This window comes from Clostridium sp., assembly GCF_018372875.1.
GTDB lineage: Bacteria > Bacillota > Clostridia > Clostridiales > Clostridiaceae > Clostridium.
The window spans coordinates 221,312-235,080 of sequence record NZ_JAHAIF010000002.1; the positions used below are offsets into that span (position 1 = coordinate 221,312).

11 protein-coding genes are annotated in these 13,769 nt (G+C 29.7%); 3 read left to right on the plus strand and 8 right to left on the minus strand.

Going from position 1 to position 13,769, the window contains the following annotated elements; genetic code table 11:
* Positions 1-22: 22 nt before the first annotated feature.
* The 4 genes from KIB46_RS01660 to KIB46_RS01675 all read right to left on the minus strand — a co-directional run bounded on the left by KIB46_RS01660 (position 23) and on the right by KIB46_RS01675 (position 5,571).
* The gene (locus KIB46_RS01660) at positions 23-652 is read right to left on the minus strand and encodes a hypothetical protein (protein ID WP_291670311.1); all 630 of its coding nucleotides are present in this window, start codon (positions 650-652) and stop codon (positions 23-25) included.
* Positions 653-672: 20 nt separating this feature from the next.
* Positions 673-2,808 carry a hydantoinase/oxoprolinase family protein gene (locus KIB46_RS01665; RefSeq protein ID WP_291670312.1) on the minus strand — a complete coding sequence of 712 codons (2,136 nt, stop codon included), beginning with the start codon at positions 2,806-2,808 and terminating at the stop codon, positions 673-675.
* Positions 2,809-2,895: 87 nt separating this feature from the next.
* The gene (locus KIB46_RS01670; protein WP_291670314.1) at positions 2,896-4,188 is read right to left on the minus strand and encodes a citrate transporter; all 1,293 of its coding nucleotides are present in this window, start codon (positions 4,186-4,188) and stop codon (positions 2,896-2,898) included.
* 12 nt (positions 4,189-4,200) lie between these two features.
* The gene (locus KIB46_RS01675) at positions 4,201-5,571 is read right to left on the minus strand and encodes an FAD-dependent oxidoreductase (RefSeq protein ID WP_291670317.1); all 1,371 of its coding nucleotides are present in this window, start codon (positions 5,569-5,571) and stop codon (positions 4,201-4,203) included.
* 334 nt (positions 5,572-5,905) lie between these two features.
* Here KIB46_RS01675 and KIB46_RS01680 point away from each other — a divergent pair, with 334 nt between their 5' ends.
* On the plus strand, positions 5,906-6,763 hold the full coding sequence (locus KIB46_RS01680; protein ID WP_291670318.1) for a MurR/RpiR family transcriptional regulator: 858 nt from the start codon (positions 5,906-5,908) through the stop codon (positions 6,761-6,763).
* A gap of 326 nt (positions 6,764-7,089) precedes the next feature.
* Here the strand turns inward: KIB46_RS01680 and KIB46_RS01685 are convergent, their stop codons facing one another.
* The 4 genes from KIB46_RS01685 to KIB46_RS01700 all read right to left on the minus strand — a co-directional run bounded on the left by KIB46_RS01685 (position 7,090) and on the right by KIB46_RS01700 (position 12,508).
* Complete coding sequence (locus KIB46_RS01685) at positions 7,090-8,529, minus strand: 6-phospho-beta-glucosidase (RefSeq protein WP_291670320.1); 1,440 nt, start codon at positions 8,527-8,529, stop codon at positions 7,090-7,092.
* A 103-nt stretch (positions 8,530-8,632) separates the two neighbouring features.
* Positions 8,633-10,489 (minus strand): beta-glucoside-specific PTS transporter subunit IIABC, encoded by a 1,857-nt coding sequence (locus KIB46_RS01690; protein ID WP_291670323.1) that lies wholly within the window; start codon positions 10,487-10,489, stop codon positions 8,633-8,635.
* Positions 10,490-10,607: 118 nt separating this feature from the next.
* Positions 10,608-12,092 (minus strand): HTH domain-containing protein, encoded by a 1,485-nt coding sequence (locus KIB46_RS01695; protein WP_291670325.1) that lies wholly within the window; start codon positions 12,090-12,092, stop codon positions 10,608-10,610.
* Positions 12,093-12,094: 2 nt separating this feature from the next.
* Positions 12,095-12,508: a MarR family transcriptional regulator gene (locus tag KIB46_RS01700; RefSeq protein WP_291670327.1), complete on the minus strand. Its 414-nt coding sequence runs from the start codon at positions 12,506-12,508 to the stop codon at positions 12,095-12,097.
* 165 nt (positions 12,509-12,673) lie between these two features.
* On the opposite strand from KIB46_RS01700, the gene KIB46_RS01705 reads away from it, so the two are divergent.
* Positions 12,674-13,132 carry a DUF2798 domain-containing protein gene (locus KIB46_RS01705; RefSeq protein WP_291670329.1) on the plus strand — a complete coding sequence of 153 codons (459 nt, stop codon included), beginning with the start codon at positions 12,674-12,676 and terminating at the stop codon, positions 13,130-13,132.
* Between the two features lie 87 nt (positions 13,133-13,219).
* Positions 13,220-13,769, plus strand: a 550-nt coding sequence (locus KIB46_RS01710; protein WP_291670331.1) for a sigma-70 family RNA polymerase sigma factor, incomplete at its 3' end; no start/stop codon positions are given.

The window sequence follows — 13,769 nt, forward strand, 5'->3', positions numbered from 1 at the left end:
TAAAAACCTCATATAATCTTAGCTAAGATATACAATAACTTTTGTATATCTTAGCTAATTCATCTAGATATGTTTCTTTCATCTCCCCAATCTTCATAAGATACTTATAATCATAAATGTTTGGAAGATAATCTAGCTTTAGTAACCTTTTAGTAAAACTATGAGCTGCTATTTCACTACATCTACTAATATTAGCCTTACGCTCTAAACATATAAACTTCATTGTAACAACAGAATCCAATTCCTCTGAAACCACTCTATTATTTGATAACTCAAGATAATGAAAAAATTCATGACAAAGGTGAATCTTTAAAGATAAATCTTCTGATATACCACTAATATCAGCTAATTCCTTTATAGAATCTTTATAAATTATGACTTTGCTTTTTTTGCCTTTTCCCCACTCAAATTGTGCTCTAAATTTAACTTTATAAAAACTTCCACTATTTTGTGAGTATTCAATATCTATTCCATTATCCTTATATAATTTGAAGATATCCTTGTCTTTATATTTATCAGCTACCTCATGTCCAATTTCTAAACTTCTCAATATATAATTCTTTACCCTACTCTTTTCTATCTTATGAAAAAGTAAATCTTCAGATATTTCACCAAAGGCTAGCACTTGGTCTAAATTCTCAATTCTTGTCATGATATTCCCTCATTTCAAAATTATTTATACGCTACAGCAATAATCTCATCATTATCCCCTAGAAATTCTGTTTCTAAATCAGTGATTGATAATAATTGCTCTAAATTTTGCATACCAGTTAAATCAATCATCTTTTCCTTATAGAATAGAAATACTTTAGGTATAGTTGCATTTGCATCAGAGAATGTAGTATTTTCATCAACAAACTCATGAAACTTACCATGGATTTGAGACTTAGGGAATTTAATATAATAAACTTTTTCCTTTTTAAACCTAACTACACCTTCACGATCTATTACACAGCAACTACTTCTATTCCTTTTTATCAATCCAAATAGCTTACTTTCAGAAACCCTTGATTCAATTAAATGCCATCTTCCTGTACTAAAAATAGAAGACACATTATTTAAGTTGCTACCTAGAGCATCAGAAGCAATTTTTAATAATTCTTCTTTGTTTAGTGACTTTGCATTTAAGTCCTTATTTCTAAATTCAGTAGCACCTGTTGCTACTGCACGTACAATATTCTTTTGACTATCAATTTCTATGTTGACATCTACTGTTTCTTCGTTAGCACCAGATTTAACAATCTTCTCAATTACATCCGCACGTATACGCTTAATATCTTCCTCACTAGGATTAGCTATAGTACGTTCTATCTGCTCTCTTACCATTGCAAGCGCAACACCTATAGTTGAGATATATGGTGCATTTTTTGCTAGCTTCCATTTGAAATTAAAATGTTCAGCTAGTGCATTTACTATAACTGCACCACTTCCTCCTCCACCTACAAGTGTTATAAACTTTCTATCTAGCTCATATTCTTGAATTAACTCTTCAATTACTACAGCTAGTTTATTCATTGCAATGTTCATTACTTCCTTTGCAGCTTCTTCTATACTTAAGCCCACATATTCTGCTAAAGCCCCCCAAGCTAGTCTTGCACTGTCAACATTACCTCTTGCATAATCTCCTTCTGGAACATAATTTAAAATATTTGCAGCTCCTGCTAAGGTTAATGAATAATCCTTTCCAGTTCCACTTTCAACTACTGCATATTCCTTAGGATCCTCTTCTCTAGGAGAAATAAATTTGATTTTAGGTGATGTAAACTTCCCTTCATCAGTAAAACATTCATATTCAATTCCTGCAATATGAGCACTTCTTGGTCCAACATCCACTATTTTCTTATCCTTAACACGTATCATACTACCACCAGCAACTGCTAATGTTCTAACATCTAAGGATCTTAAATAGGTCTTATGGCCTCCAACTTGAGCATATTTAATCATTACCTTACCATTCTTTATTATAGAGATATCAACACTTGTTCCACCTACCTCAAAGAATATTCCATCTGAAACCTTTTCATACATAAGTGCACCAGCAACTCCAGCAGCAAGTCCAGATAACATAGTCAAAATAGGCCTTTTTCTAACTTCGTTTATACTCATTACACCGCCATCACAACGCATAATCATCAAGTTTGTTTTTATATTAGTATCTATTACAGCCTGTTCTGTCATATTTGCAGTTTGCATCATTCTAGGTATTAAACTTGCATTTACTACTGCTGTTCTTGTACGCATTTTCAATCCATATAACTCAGAAATTTCATGTCCACCTGTTGCAAATAATCCTTTTTCATTTGCTATCTGAATTACTTTCTGCTCATTTTCAGGATTATCTACACTGTAAGCTTCTGAAGCAACAATTACATCACATTTATCCTTCATTAAAGTATTAATTGCTTCATTTATTGAATTATCATTTACATCTTTTGAATCAATAAATAGATGTTCTGATCTTAAATATTTACCTTGAGCTAATTCAATATTTTCTAAGTTTGTTTCCTTCTTGGCACTCCTTGCATCAAAACCTGTTCCCATACCCACAATACCAACACTTGCTACATCACCTTCTAATAAAGCATTTGTAGCTTGTGTTGTTCCATGTGCTATGAATACAACATCATCAGGAGAAATATTATTCTCTTCTAATATTGCTTTTATTATTTTTACAACTCCTATAGCTACTCCTTCTTCATGGGTAGTTGGAATTTTCATTTTTGCTATTAATTCATATGTTTCATTATCTATTGCTACAGCATCTGTAAATGTTCCACCAACATCTATGCCAATTCTAACTTTGCTCATAATTATTCCTCCTAATTTTATCTTATCCTATAATAGTTAATCTAAGGCTCCCATCTCTTTTGGTGGAAGCCTAGATAAAATATAATTCTAATAAAGTATAAATGCTGCTACTATTAATCCAACTATTGTCGATACAAAAATCCACCCCATTGTTTTCTTAATTATTTCGTTTACATCTTGTTTTACGAAATCTGCAACCCATACATTATGAGAATTAGTAGGATCACATACAGCTTGTACATTGGAATCTAAACGTAAAGCTACCATAGCAGCTATAGGATTCATTCCTCCAGCAGCAAGTAAAGCTATAATTCCACTTCCTAGTCCCCATACATTTAAAGGTCCACGATAAATTGCAAGTGGTGATAACAAACCAAATACTAAAACATACATAATTGGGTTTGATGGTATTAATAGATTAATAGCAGGTTGAAGTATTATTGCAACTTCTGGTGCCATTACTGAATTTAATAACATACCAATACCAATCATTAACGCTGCAGCACCTGCAACATCTTGAATACCTTCTACAAATGCACTTGATGCTACATGTATAGGATTTTTAGGAGTAGATAAAGCCATTGCTATTATGATACCTATTAAAACAGCTGGTACTAATTGTAACTTAAAGGCAAATACTAATATTACTGGAATAACTGGACTAATTAATGCAATAGTTCTAACATTTTTTTCTGTTCCTACTGATTGTCCTCCTGTAGGCATTGCCCAAGCTTTTCTTGTTTTTCCTTGATATTTAACAAAATATACTATCATAAGAACTGACACAATTATTAACGGTATACCACATAACCACGAATACTTTGTAACTGTTTCAAGCGATAACCCTAAAACATCAATGTAAACGCCTAATGTACCAACTGAGAATGTTACTCCGATTCCATTTGCAAGTAGTAAAACTATTCCACTAACTAATGGACTTAATCCTGCTGATATCATAATTGGTATAATAATAGTGCCAACTAGAATTACCATACCAAGACCATTAGATGCTGCAAATATTACTGAAGATACTGCTAAAAAAGCCAACGCTATTGGTAATGGTTTATCCCCTGCAAGTTCAGCAGCTTTTTTTATAATTGTATTTGTAATACCAACTTTACTTAAAACTTTACCAAACCAAGATCCAAATATAAGACCAGCAATTGCTGTCCCCATCCTCATAGACCCTGCTTCTAATACATTTTTTGCTATTGTGAACTTTTCTGGATCTTCCGAAAGAAACGGTATACCAGCTATAAAAGCTATTGCTATTGCCATAATTGGTAATGCTAGAATTGTTGGTATCTTTCTTCCTACCATCAAACCTACTAACCCTGCGAATACCACTAGAATTAAAATTAATTGAATTGTATTATCCATAATTAATCCCTCCTATATTTCAATATAACTTCCTTGTTCAATTAATAAAGATTGTAATTTCTTAATATCTATATTTCTAGTATCACCACTTTTTACTGCTAATGCTGCAGCTACTCCAGCTGCTTGTCCCAATGCTGTCAATGTTGGAGTTGTTCTAATTGCTGCTTGAGCTTCAAAAGTTGCTGATACACATCTTCCTGTAACTAATAAATTCTTAAATTCATTAACGACCATAATATCATATGGAATGCTGTAATAATCATCAAAAGATTTAGCATGAATACTCATGGTTCCCTCTCCTTTAGGATTATGAATATCAATTGGATAAGCTGAATGAGCAATTACATTTTCAAATCTTCTCTTATCCAAAATATCATCTGCAGTTAATGTATACCTACCACATATTTGTCTACTTCCTCTTACTCCAATCGAAGGTCCTGTCAATACAACTTTTGCATTTTTAAACCCTGGTATTTTTTTAACTAGAAACCTGTATAATTCCTCACATTGCTTACGTCCGATTGTTTCAGCCTCTGAAAGACTTTTTGCATCTACTCCACTATGTTCAATAATTCTTGTTGTATTAATAATAAATTCACCAGGCACAGATGTTTCGAAAAACAGAATGTCCTCCCTAGGTATTGATAATTCACCTTTTCTCTTTGCTTCCTTAAATTCTTCATCAAAACCTACAAAGGATAATCTTTCAACCTTATCTAATAATGTTATATCCTTATTTAATCTAGGCAATTTCTCTGCATGTGCTCTTCCATAGACTCTTAATTCTTCACTATCTACATTGTATAACTTCATATTCATTGTCATTGGTTGCATTGCCCCATCTGACTCCCTGCCTAATACACATGGCACCTTAGAAAGATTAGCAATATCGGCGTCACCTGTTGCATCAATAAATACTTTTCCTTTATATGATGTTAATCCATCCTTATTGCAAATATAAAGGGATTTTAATTCATCTCCTTCAAATTCAACATCAGTAATAAAAGAATGATATAGAACCTCACATCCAGCTTCACTTACCATCTCATCTAATGTTATTTTCATACCTTCATTACTAAAAGGAGTCAAATAACTGATATAGTTTGTAGTATCACGAATATGACCTGGTGAATATCCCTTAGATTTTAAATTTTGCACAATTTCTTCGCCAATTCCTAAGATGACTTGTTTTTCTCCTGCATGAAAGGTCATCATTGGTCCTACTCCACACGCAGTTAAAGCACCTCCTAAATAGCCGTTCTTTTCAACAATCAAAACCTTCGCACCATTTCTGGCAGCTGAGATAGCTGAAACTGTACCTGAAATACCTCCTCCAGCTACAATTAAATCATACACCTTACTATTAGTTTTAATATTTACCATTAAGCATTCCTCCATATGAATTTATCTAGATAAAGTTAATACTGGAATTTAAGTGTAATTTTTTATATTTGTTAACGTTAACATTTAATCAAATTTTACCATATTATTCAAAGCCAGTCAATGATTTTGAATATTTTTTTCAAAACATTTCATACTTTTTGAAAATATATCACATTTTTATCCATTTTATCTAGTAAAAATCAATTTCTTTGATATAATCTGAAATTTTTTTTCAATACATATATATATTATTGATATTTGTATATATTGTTTATATTTGAAAACTTTGATATTATATATGTAGAAGATTATAGGTAAATATAGGAGGCATAACATGGCATCAGTTGTTATTTCTAAAATAATATCACTGCAATCGAGTTTTACAGTAAGCGAAAACGAAATTAGTCAATTTGTAATTAACAATCCAGATTTTGTAATAACTAATACAATAACTAATTTAGCAAAAAAGATAGGTACTTCAGAGGCTAGTATTAATCGTTTTTGTAAAAAGGTTGGTTATAAAGGCTTTAATAATTTTAAAATAGCATTAGCTCAAAATAGTTATTATAGTAATATGGAAAAGGAGAATTCTTCAAATGCAGACTCTAGCATTATTGAATCTATGTCTCTTGATTATACGCAACTTATAAAAAACACTTCTGCTATGTTAAGCGAGGAATCATTAAATAATAGTGTAGAATTAATAAAAAATGCTGAAACAATTCATGTAATTTCATTAATAAATACCTCCTTCATTGCAAATGAATTAGCCTTTAAACTATCATTAATAGGACTAAAAGTAAAAACACATATAGATAAATTAGATATTCATTTATGTACTTCTAATCTTTCCTCTAAGGACTTATTAATTGTAATTGTTCCAACATTACTTTGTAATGATATTTATCCATCTTTAATTACGGCTAGGGATCGTGAGGCTAAAATAATCTCAATAACAAGTACTGACTCACCTAAGTTTAATGACATAGTTGATGTTAAGTTAATTACCCCTGATAAGATTATAGCTAATAACTCGCTTGCATTATCTAATAGCTTGATGTTATTATTCACAATTGACTTGATTTATGGATTATTATTAAGAGATGATAAGACTCTAAGACAACGTAAGTTAAATAGTGATACCATTATTAATACTCACCAATCAATTGATCGATACTTAATTGACTTTTAATTCTTCAAAAGATCACACACTTTCAACAATTAGTGTACACTCATTCTTAGACATAAATAAAAAGGAAGTTAGTTTCCTAACTTCCTAATCTAAAACCATAATACCGCGTCACTACAACCCCATTCTCAACTGAATACTCCTGAAGTTTTATATAAATTTTGGTATTATTTCCCAAGAAATGTTTTTTCCTTTTCCTAAAATAGTGGGAATTATTCATATATAATATCAGCTTTAATAAAGGAATCGATCATTTTCCTTCACCAAAAAAAATAGGATAGACTTTTACGCCTATCCTAAAATAATAACCAAATTTCCCTGAAACTAATTTAAATATTTTCTCCATTACTTTCTATAACATTTTTATACCAGAAAAAGCTCTTTTTCCTACTTCTTTTTAAAGTTCCGTTACCCTCATTATCCTTATCAACATAAATGAATCCATAACGTTTTTTCATTTCTCCTGTTGATGCAGAAATTAAATCTATACATCCCCATGGAGTATAACCTATTAAATCAACTCCATCTGCTATTGCTTCTTTAATTTCCTTAATATGTTCTCTTAAATATACAATTCTATACTCATCATTAATTGAGCCATCATCCTCTACTTTATCAACAGCTCCCAAGCCATTCTCTACAATAAATAATGGTTTTTGATATCTATCAAATAAGGTATTACATGTTATTCTTAAGCCTTTAGGATCTATTTGCCATCCCCATTCAGAAGCCTTTAAATAAGGATTCTTAACTGTTGCAAAAACATTTCCATCTGTAATATCTTTTAATAAATCAGGATTTGTTGTTGCACATCTACTAGAATAATAGCTAAATCCAATAAAGTCTACTGTATTATTCTTTAATATATCTTTATCATCATTATTCATTTTTATTTCTATATTATTTTCTCTTAGTACCCTTTTAGCATATGCTGGATATTCCCCTCTTGATTGCACATCAATAAAGAAGAAGTTTTCTCTATCCTTGTCCATAGCTTTTTGTACATCATCTGGATTACATGTATATGGATAAGTATTTCCTGCAGCTAACATACATCCAATCATAGATCCTGGTATTATTTCATGAGCTAACTTAGTAGCTAATGCACTTGCAACAAGTTGATGATGAGCTGCTTGATATTTTACTTGCAATTTGTTATCACCTTTTTTAAAGGTAATTCCACCACCAATGTATGGCAAGTGTAATATCATATTTATTTCATTAAATGTAAGCCAATACTTAACTTTACCCTTATATCTATTAAATATTGTTTTACAATACTCTAAATAGAAATCAATTAGTGCTCTATCTCTCCATCCACCATAGTTTTCTATTAAGTTTACAGGAGTATCAAAATGACATATAGTTACTATGGGTTCAATCCCATATTTAATCATTTCATCAAATAGATTATCATAGAACTTTAACCCTTCCTCATTTGGTTTTATATCATTTCCATTTGGGAATATTCTAGTCCATCCAATTGATACTCTTAGGCATTTAAATCCCATCTCTGCAAGTAATGCTATATCCTCTTTATATTTATGATAAAAATCTATACTTTCATGTGATGGATAATATTTACCCTCTTCAGGTTTAAAGTTTTCAAGATTCCCTAAAGAAATTTTAAATCTTTCCTTACCAATTGGACAAAGATCAACTGTTGATAAACCTCTTCCCCCTTCTTGATATGCTCCTTCACATTGATTAGCTGCTAAAGCTCCTCCCCATAAAAAGTTTTCTGGGAATTTATTATAATTATTATTCATTAAAACACCTCTTACAATTTTAAAATTCATTACTAAAATTAAATACTAAAATCATTACTAGGATTTCTACTAAAATTACTTATTAAAATTTACGTCTTTTAACCTACTCTACCCTTAATAGTTCTTGATCTTTTGTCACTATTCCTTCATGTAATAGTTCTACCTTATTGTAGCTATTAGAATTTGTAACTACTACAGGAGTTTCTAATGAATATCCCTCTTCCTTAATCTTTTCAATATCAAATTCAAGAATTAATTCACCTGTTTTTACTTTATCACCAGCATTTTTATGAGCTTTAAAGTATTTACCTTGTAAATTAACTGTATCCATTCCTACATGTATTAAAATTTCAACCCCATCATTTGAGATAAATCCCATAGCATGCTTTGTTGGAAATAAAGTTTCTAACGTTCCATCTACTGGAGAGAATATCTTTCCTTCCCTTGGAATAATTAAAGCACCTTTTCCTAACATTTCTTCTGCAAATGTTTTATCTGAAGCTTCTTTTAATGACTTAACAGTACCTTCAACTGGAGAATTTATTTTATTTCTTTTTTCTACACCATTCATTTCTACTACATTTTCTTCAGTTTTATATGCCCAGAACCAAATAGCTACAAATGATGCTACCATAGAAACTATAACTGCAATTACTGCTGCTACAATAGAAGTTGAATCATCTGGACTAATAAAATTCATAAATCCAAATACACCCATTCCACCTAAAATATAAGTTTTAGCTTGCATTAACCCTATAACTGTTGCACCTATACCACTAGCAATACAAGTTGATGCAAATACCTTTTTATTTGTAATAGTAACCCCATATATAGCTGGTTCAGTAATACCAAATACTGCTGAAATACCTGCTGAAATTGCAATAGCTTTTTTATCTGCATTCTTTTCTTTTAATGCAATTGCAATACAAGCTGCAACTTGTGTAAATGAGCAAACGAAGAATGCTGCTAAAATAGTATCAAAACCATACATAGCCATATTCATAAATATTATTGGGAATACCATTCCATGTAATCCAAACATAATTAATATTTGCCATACTAATCCTATTACTATAGCTGAAATTAAGTAATTAGCACTTTGTAAAGCACCAATACCTTGTGCTAATAAACTACTAGATATTGTAACTACTGGTCCAATTATTAATAAAGTTAATGGTAAAATAACAACTAATACAATTGCAGGTGTCATAAACATATTTAATACCTTAGGCATAAATGTTTTAACAAACTTTTCTAACTTAGCTACAAAGAAAGCTGCAATAATAATTGGAAAAACTGTATTTGTATAATTCATAGCAACTAAAGGAAGCCCTAATAAATTACCATAAGTTGAAACTTCAAATATTGTTCCACCAAATAATGTACCTGTAACTTCTCCACTAGCTAAACCAATTATACTAGGAGATATCATGCAAGCTCCAAGTATAAGCCCTATAAAAGGAGTTCCACCAAATCGTTTGCAAGCAGTATAACCTAATAACACTGGGAAAAAGTAAAGAACACTATCCCCTAACGCCATAAATACTGTATAAGTAGTTGTAGAATCTGATATAACTCCAGTAGCTGACAATAACGTTAATACACCTTTAATAATACCAGCTGCACATAACACACCCATAACAGGCATAAAGACAGCGTTTACAAAATCAATAATTGAAACCTTCTTTTTACTATTTTCAACATTAGAATCACTAGTTCCTATAAGTTTCTTAACTGCGTCACACGCTTCATCAACTTCACTTCCTATAACCACTTGAAATTGACCGTTGCTTTTAACAACGCCACTTACACCTTGTAATTTTTCTATCACTTCTTTATTTGCCAGGCTTTCATCTTTTAATACAAAACGCAATCTAGTATAACAATGCATTACACTTTGAACGTTTTCTTTTCCGCCCACATTAAGTAATATATCCTTCGCTAATTTTTCAAACTTCATAGTATTCATCCCCTTTGTTATTTGTAAGTTCATTATATGTAATTTGTTAATCGTTATCAAAACAATAATTTTCCCTGTATTAATGAAAAAAAGTTTTCACAGTACTACTGGGAAAACTTTAAAAATAACTATTAATTCTATCAATATCAACTGAATTTAATGGTAATGATATATACTCAATTGAAGTACTACTCTCTGTTTTAACAGTATGTGTAGCAATAATAAAATCTAGTTTGTAATTCTCTTTTTTATATTTCTCTTCAAAGAATGATACTTGATTAGTAGAACAACTACATAACACATTTATTTTATCACAAGATACTTCTTGTAATTTCTTAATTAAACTCATAAGCAATACAGGCTCATATCTACTTGCAATTATAACATTTAGTTTTTCCTTATATCTTATCCCCATTAGCTCTAAATACATTGAATTATAAATATAATCTATTTCATCAAAAATAACATTAGTATATTTATAAACTATTTCATCTAAGGGTTTTACCAATTTATAATACTTTTTATAATTTCCTTTTATTTTTTCAACTATATAATCATCACCTTGATATGCCAATCTTTTTTTATATATACTTATCTCCAAATACTTCTTCCATTTACTAAAAAGATCTTCTGAAAAATTATTAAAAGAAATCATTATATCTTCATTTAATGTAGTAATATACTCATGAAAAATTCTTTCAATTATAGGATCAACCACTATTTTATTTGTAGTTTCACTTATAAGACATTGTTTTAATCCTAATACACTCTTTAAATAGTTTCTTTCATTTACAGGTAATGTAACCCCAGTTATCTCTTCAATAACATCAAAAGGGAACTTACAATATGTATTACTATCTTCTACTATATTTTCTATAAAATATCCTTTTTCTATTCTGTAAACAAATACTATCAATTCAAGAACAAATGTAATTATTCCCTGGTGATCTAATACTATATTTTCATTATTTAAATAATCTGAAATTAGAGTATTAAATAAAATAAATCTCTCTACACTTCCCAGTTCATCAGTTAAATGTTTTATAAGATTCATTAAATATTTACTATCACTACTATAATTACGATAAATTGCCGATGATATAAGTAATCTTATTTCTGACTCTGTTAAATCTACTATAATTCCATTTGCCTTAGAAGTTTTTACTTTCTTATTAACCACCTGAAAAATCCACTTAGAAACTTTTTTAACATCATTAGCAATTGCAGTTTTAGATAAATACAATTCCTCAGCAATATTTTCAGTAGTTATGTATGTCTTATTATTTATAATTAATAAAAATAATATATATACCTCTCTTTGATTTGCTTCAATTGGTTTCCAATCAGACTTTAACTCATATTTAGAAAAGTACTTTTCAATATTCTTTCTATCAGAATGATTTATATAGTATATTTTCTCTTCTGTGCTATAATTTATATTCTGTCCATTTTCTTTTATAAAGTTATTAATATTCTTTAAATCGCCTCTAATAGTTCTAGCTGAAACATCAAATTTTATGGATAACTCATCAATAGTTAATCCTTTAGATTCCCTTAATAAAGTCTTTAAAATATTTTCCTGCCTAACATTTATCATATACATTATTAAATGCTCCAACTTCTATTTAATAACTCTTTAAGTATTTCTACATTCTCTTTACCTAAGGCATCTGATATTTCTTGCTCTAGTTGTTTTTTTAGTTCTTTACTCTTCTTACAATAATCTTTTCCCTTATCAGTAAGCTCTGCATACTTATTTTTACTTTCATTTTTCACAAATTTTAAGTATCCTCTTCCCTCTAATTTTTTAGCACATTTAAACATAGCTTGACGAGATATATTAGCCTGTCTAGCTACTTCCGCAATAGATATTTTCCCCATATTAATTTTAGCTAAAAGAAGTGCTTCTGTATGGGATATATCTTCTTCTTCACTTTCCGCCCATCTATTTTCAACTTCACGCCTAAGGATAATATGCTTTTCACTTATTAAATCAATTATATTTAAATTTCTCTCCATTTTCTCACCTTATTTTGTATTTTTATATATTGTAACATATTTATTATTATATTTCAGTTTATAACCTCTTTGTCAACTTAGTTGACTTTTCTTATAATTTTTGTTAAACTTTCAAAGTCAACTTAGTTGACAAATTTTATTTAGTTATAGGAGGAAATTTTTATTATGGGGGAAACAAAATTACAAAAATTTATTTTCACATTAATGATGTGCTTTTTTATGGTTCTTGGCATGACTATTTATAATATGATTTTAAACGAAGGATTCCATCCTCAATTCTTTAATAATCTTTTAAAGGACTTTTGGCTTGGATTTTTTGTAGCACTTTTATTAGATATATTTATTATAGGTAAAATTGCAAAACCAATTGCATTTAAAATACTGAAACCAACTAAAACTACAAAAGAAATTAAAGTTATATTAACTATTTCTACATGTATGGTAGTAGGAATGGTATTACTAATGTCTATGTATGGTGCTATTGTTGCTGTTGGATTTAACAGTACAGCATTAAAAATTTATCCATTATGTATTGCTAGAAATTTCATTGTGGCATTACCTCTTAACTTACTTATTGTATCTCCTTTAGTTAGAATGTCATTTAATAAATTGTTCGCTAATTAATTTATTCTATACTTTTCTAAGCCTTAAAAAATGCCTCAAAATGTGATATATGCAACAATTGCATATATAATAAAAGAGGTGATGTTTATGGATTATAAGTATATTGAATCTTTGGTGAAGCTTGCAAAAGAAAAAGATATTGAAGCACAAGAAATTCTTGTTGAAGAATTTAAACCAATAATATATGGGCTTACTAAAAAGGTATTTGCTCCTGGATATGAAAGAGAGGATCTTATTAGTGAATCCTACAAAATCCTTTTTAACTGCATAGCTAAATATGATACAAGTAAACATAGATTTGTTGCTTATTCTATTAATGCTATAAAAAATAACTTCAAATATATACTTAGGAAATCTACCAAAAGAGATGACCATGAGGGATTACTCTCTGGTGATATTTCTACAGACTTAGAATCTCTTCTTAAACCTGAGGAGTGTCCTTATGAGAAAAAGGAGTCAGATATTATAGATGCCCAGCTTATTAAATATGTTTTTAAAGGGCTAAATAAAGATGAACTTGAATTAGTTAATCTTGTGGTCTTTGAGGAACATACAGTTAGAGAATATGCAGCATTTAAAAATCTCAACTACTCCACTGCTGTAAAGAAAAAGAAATCAGCATTAGATAAAATGAAAA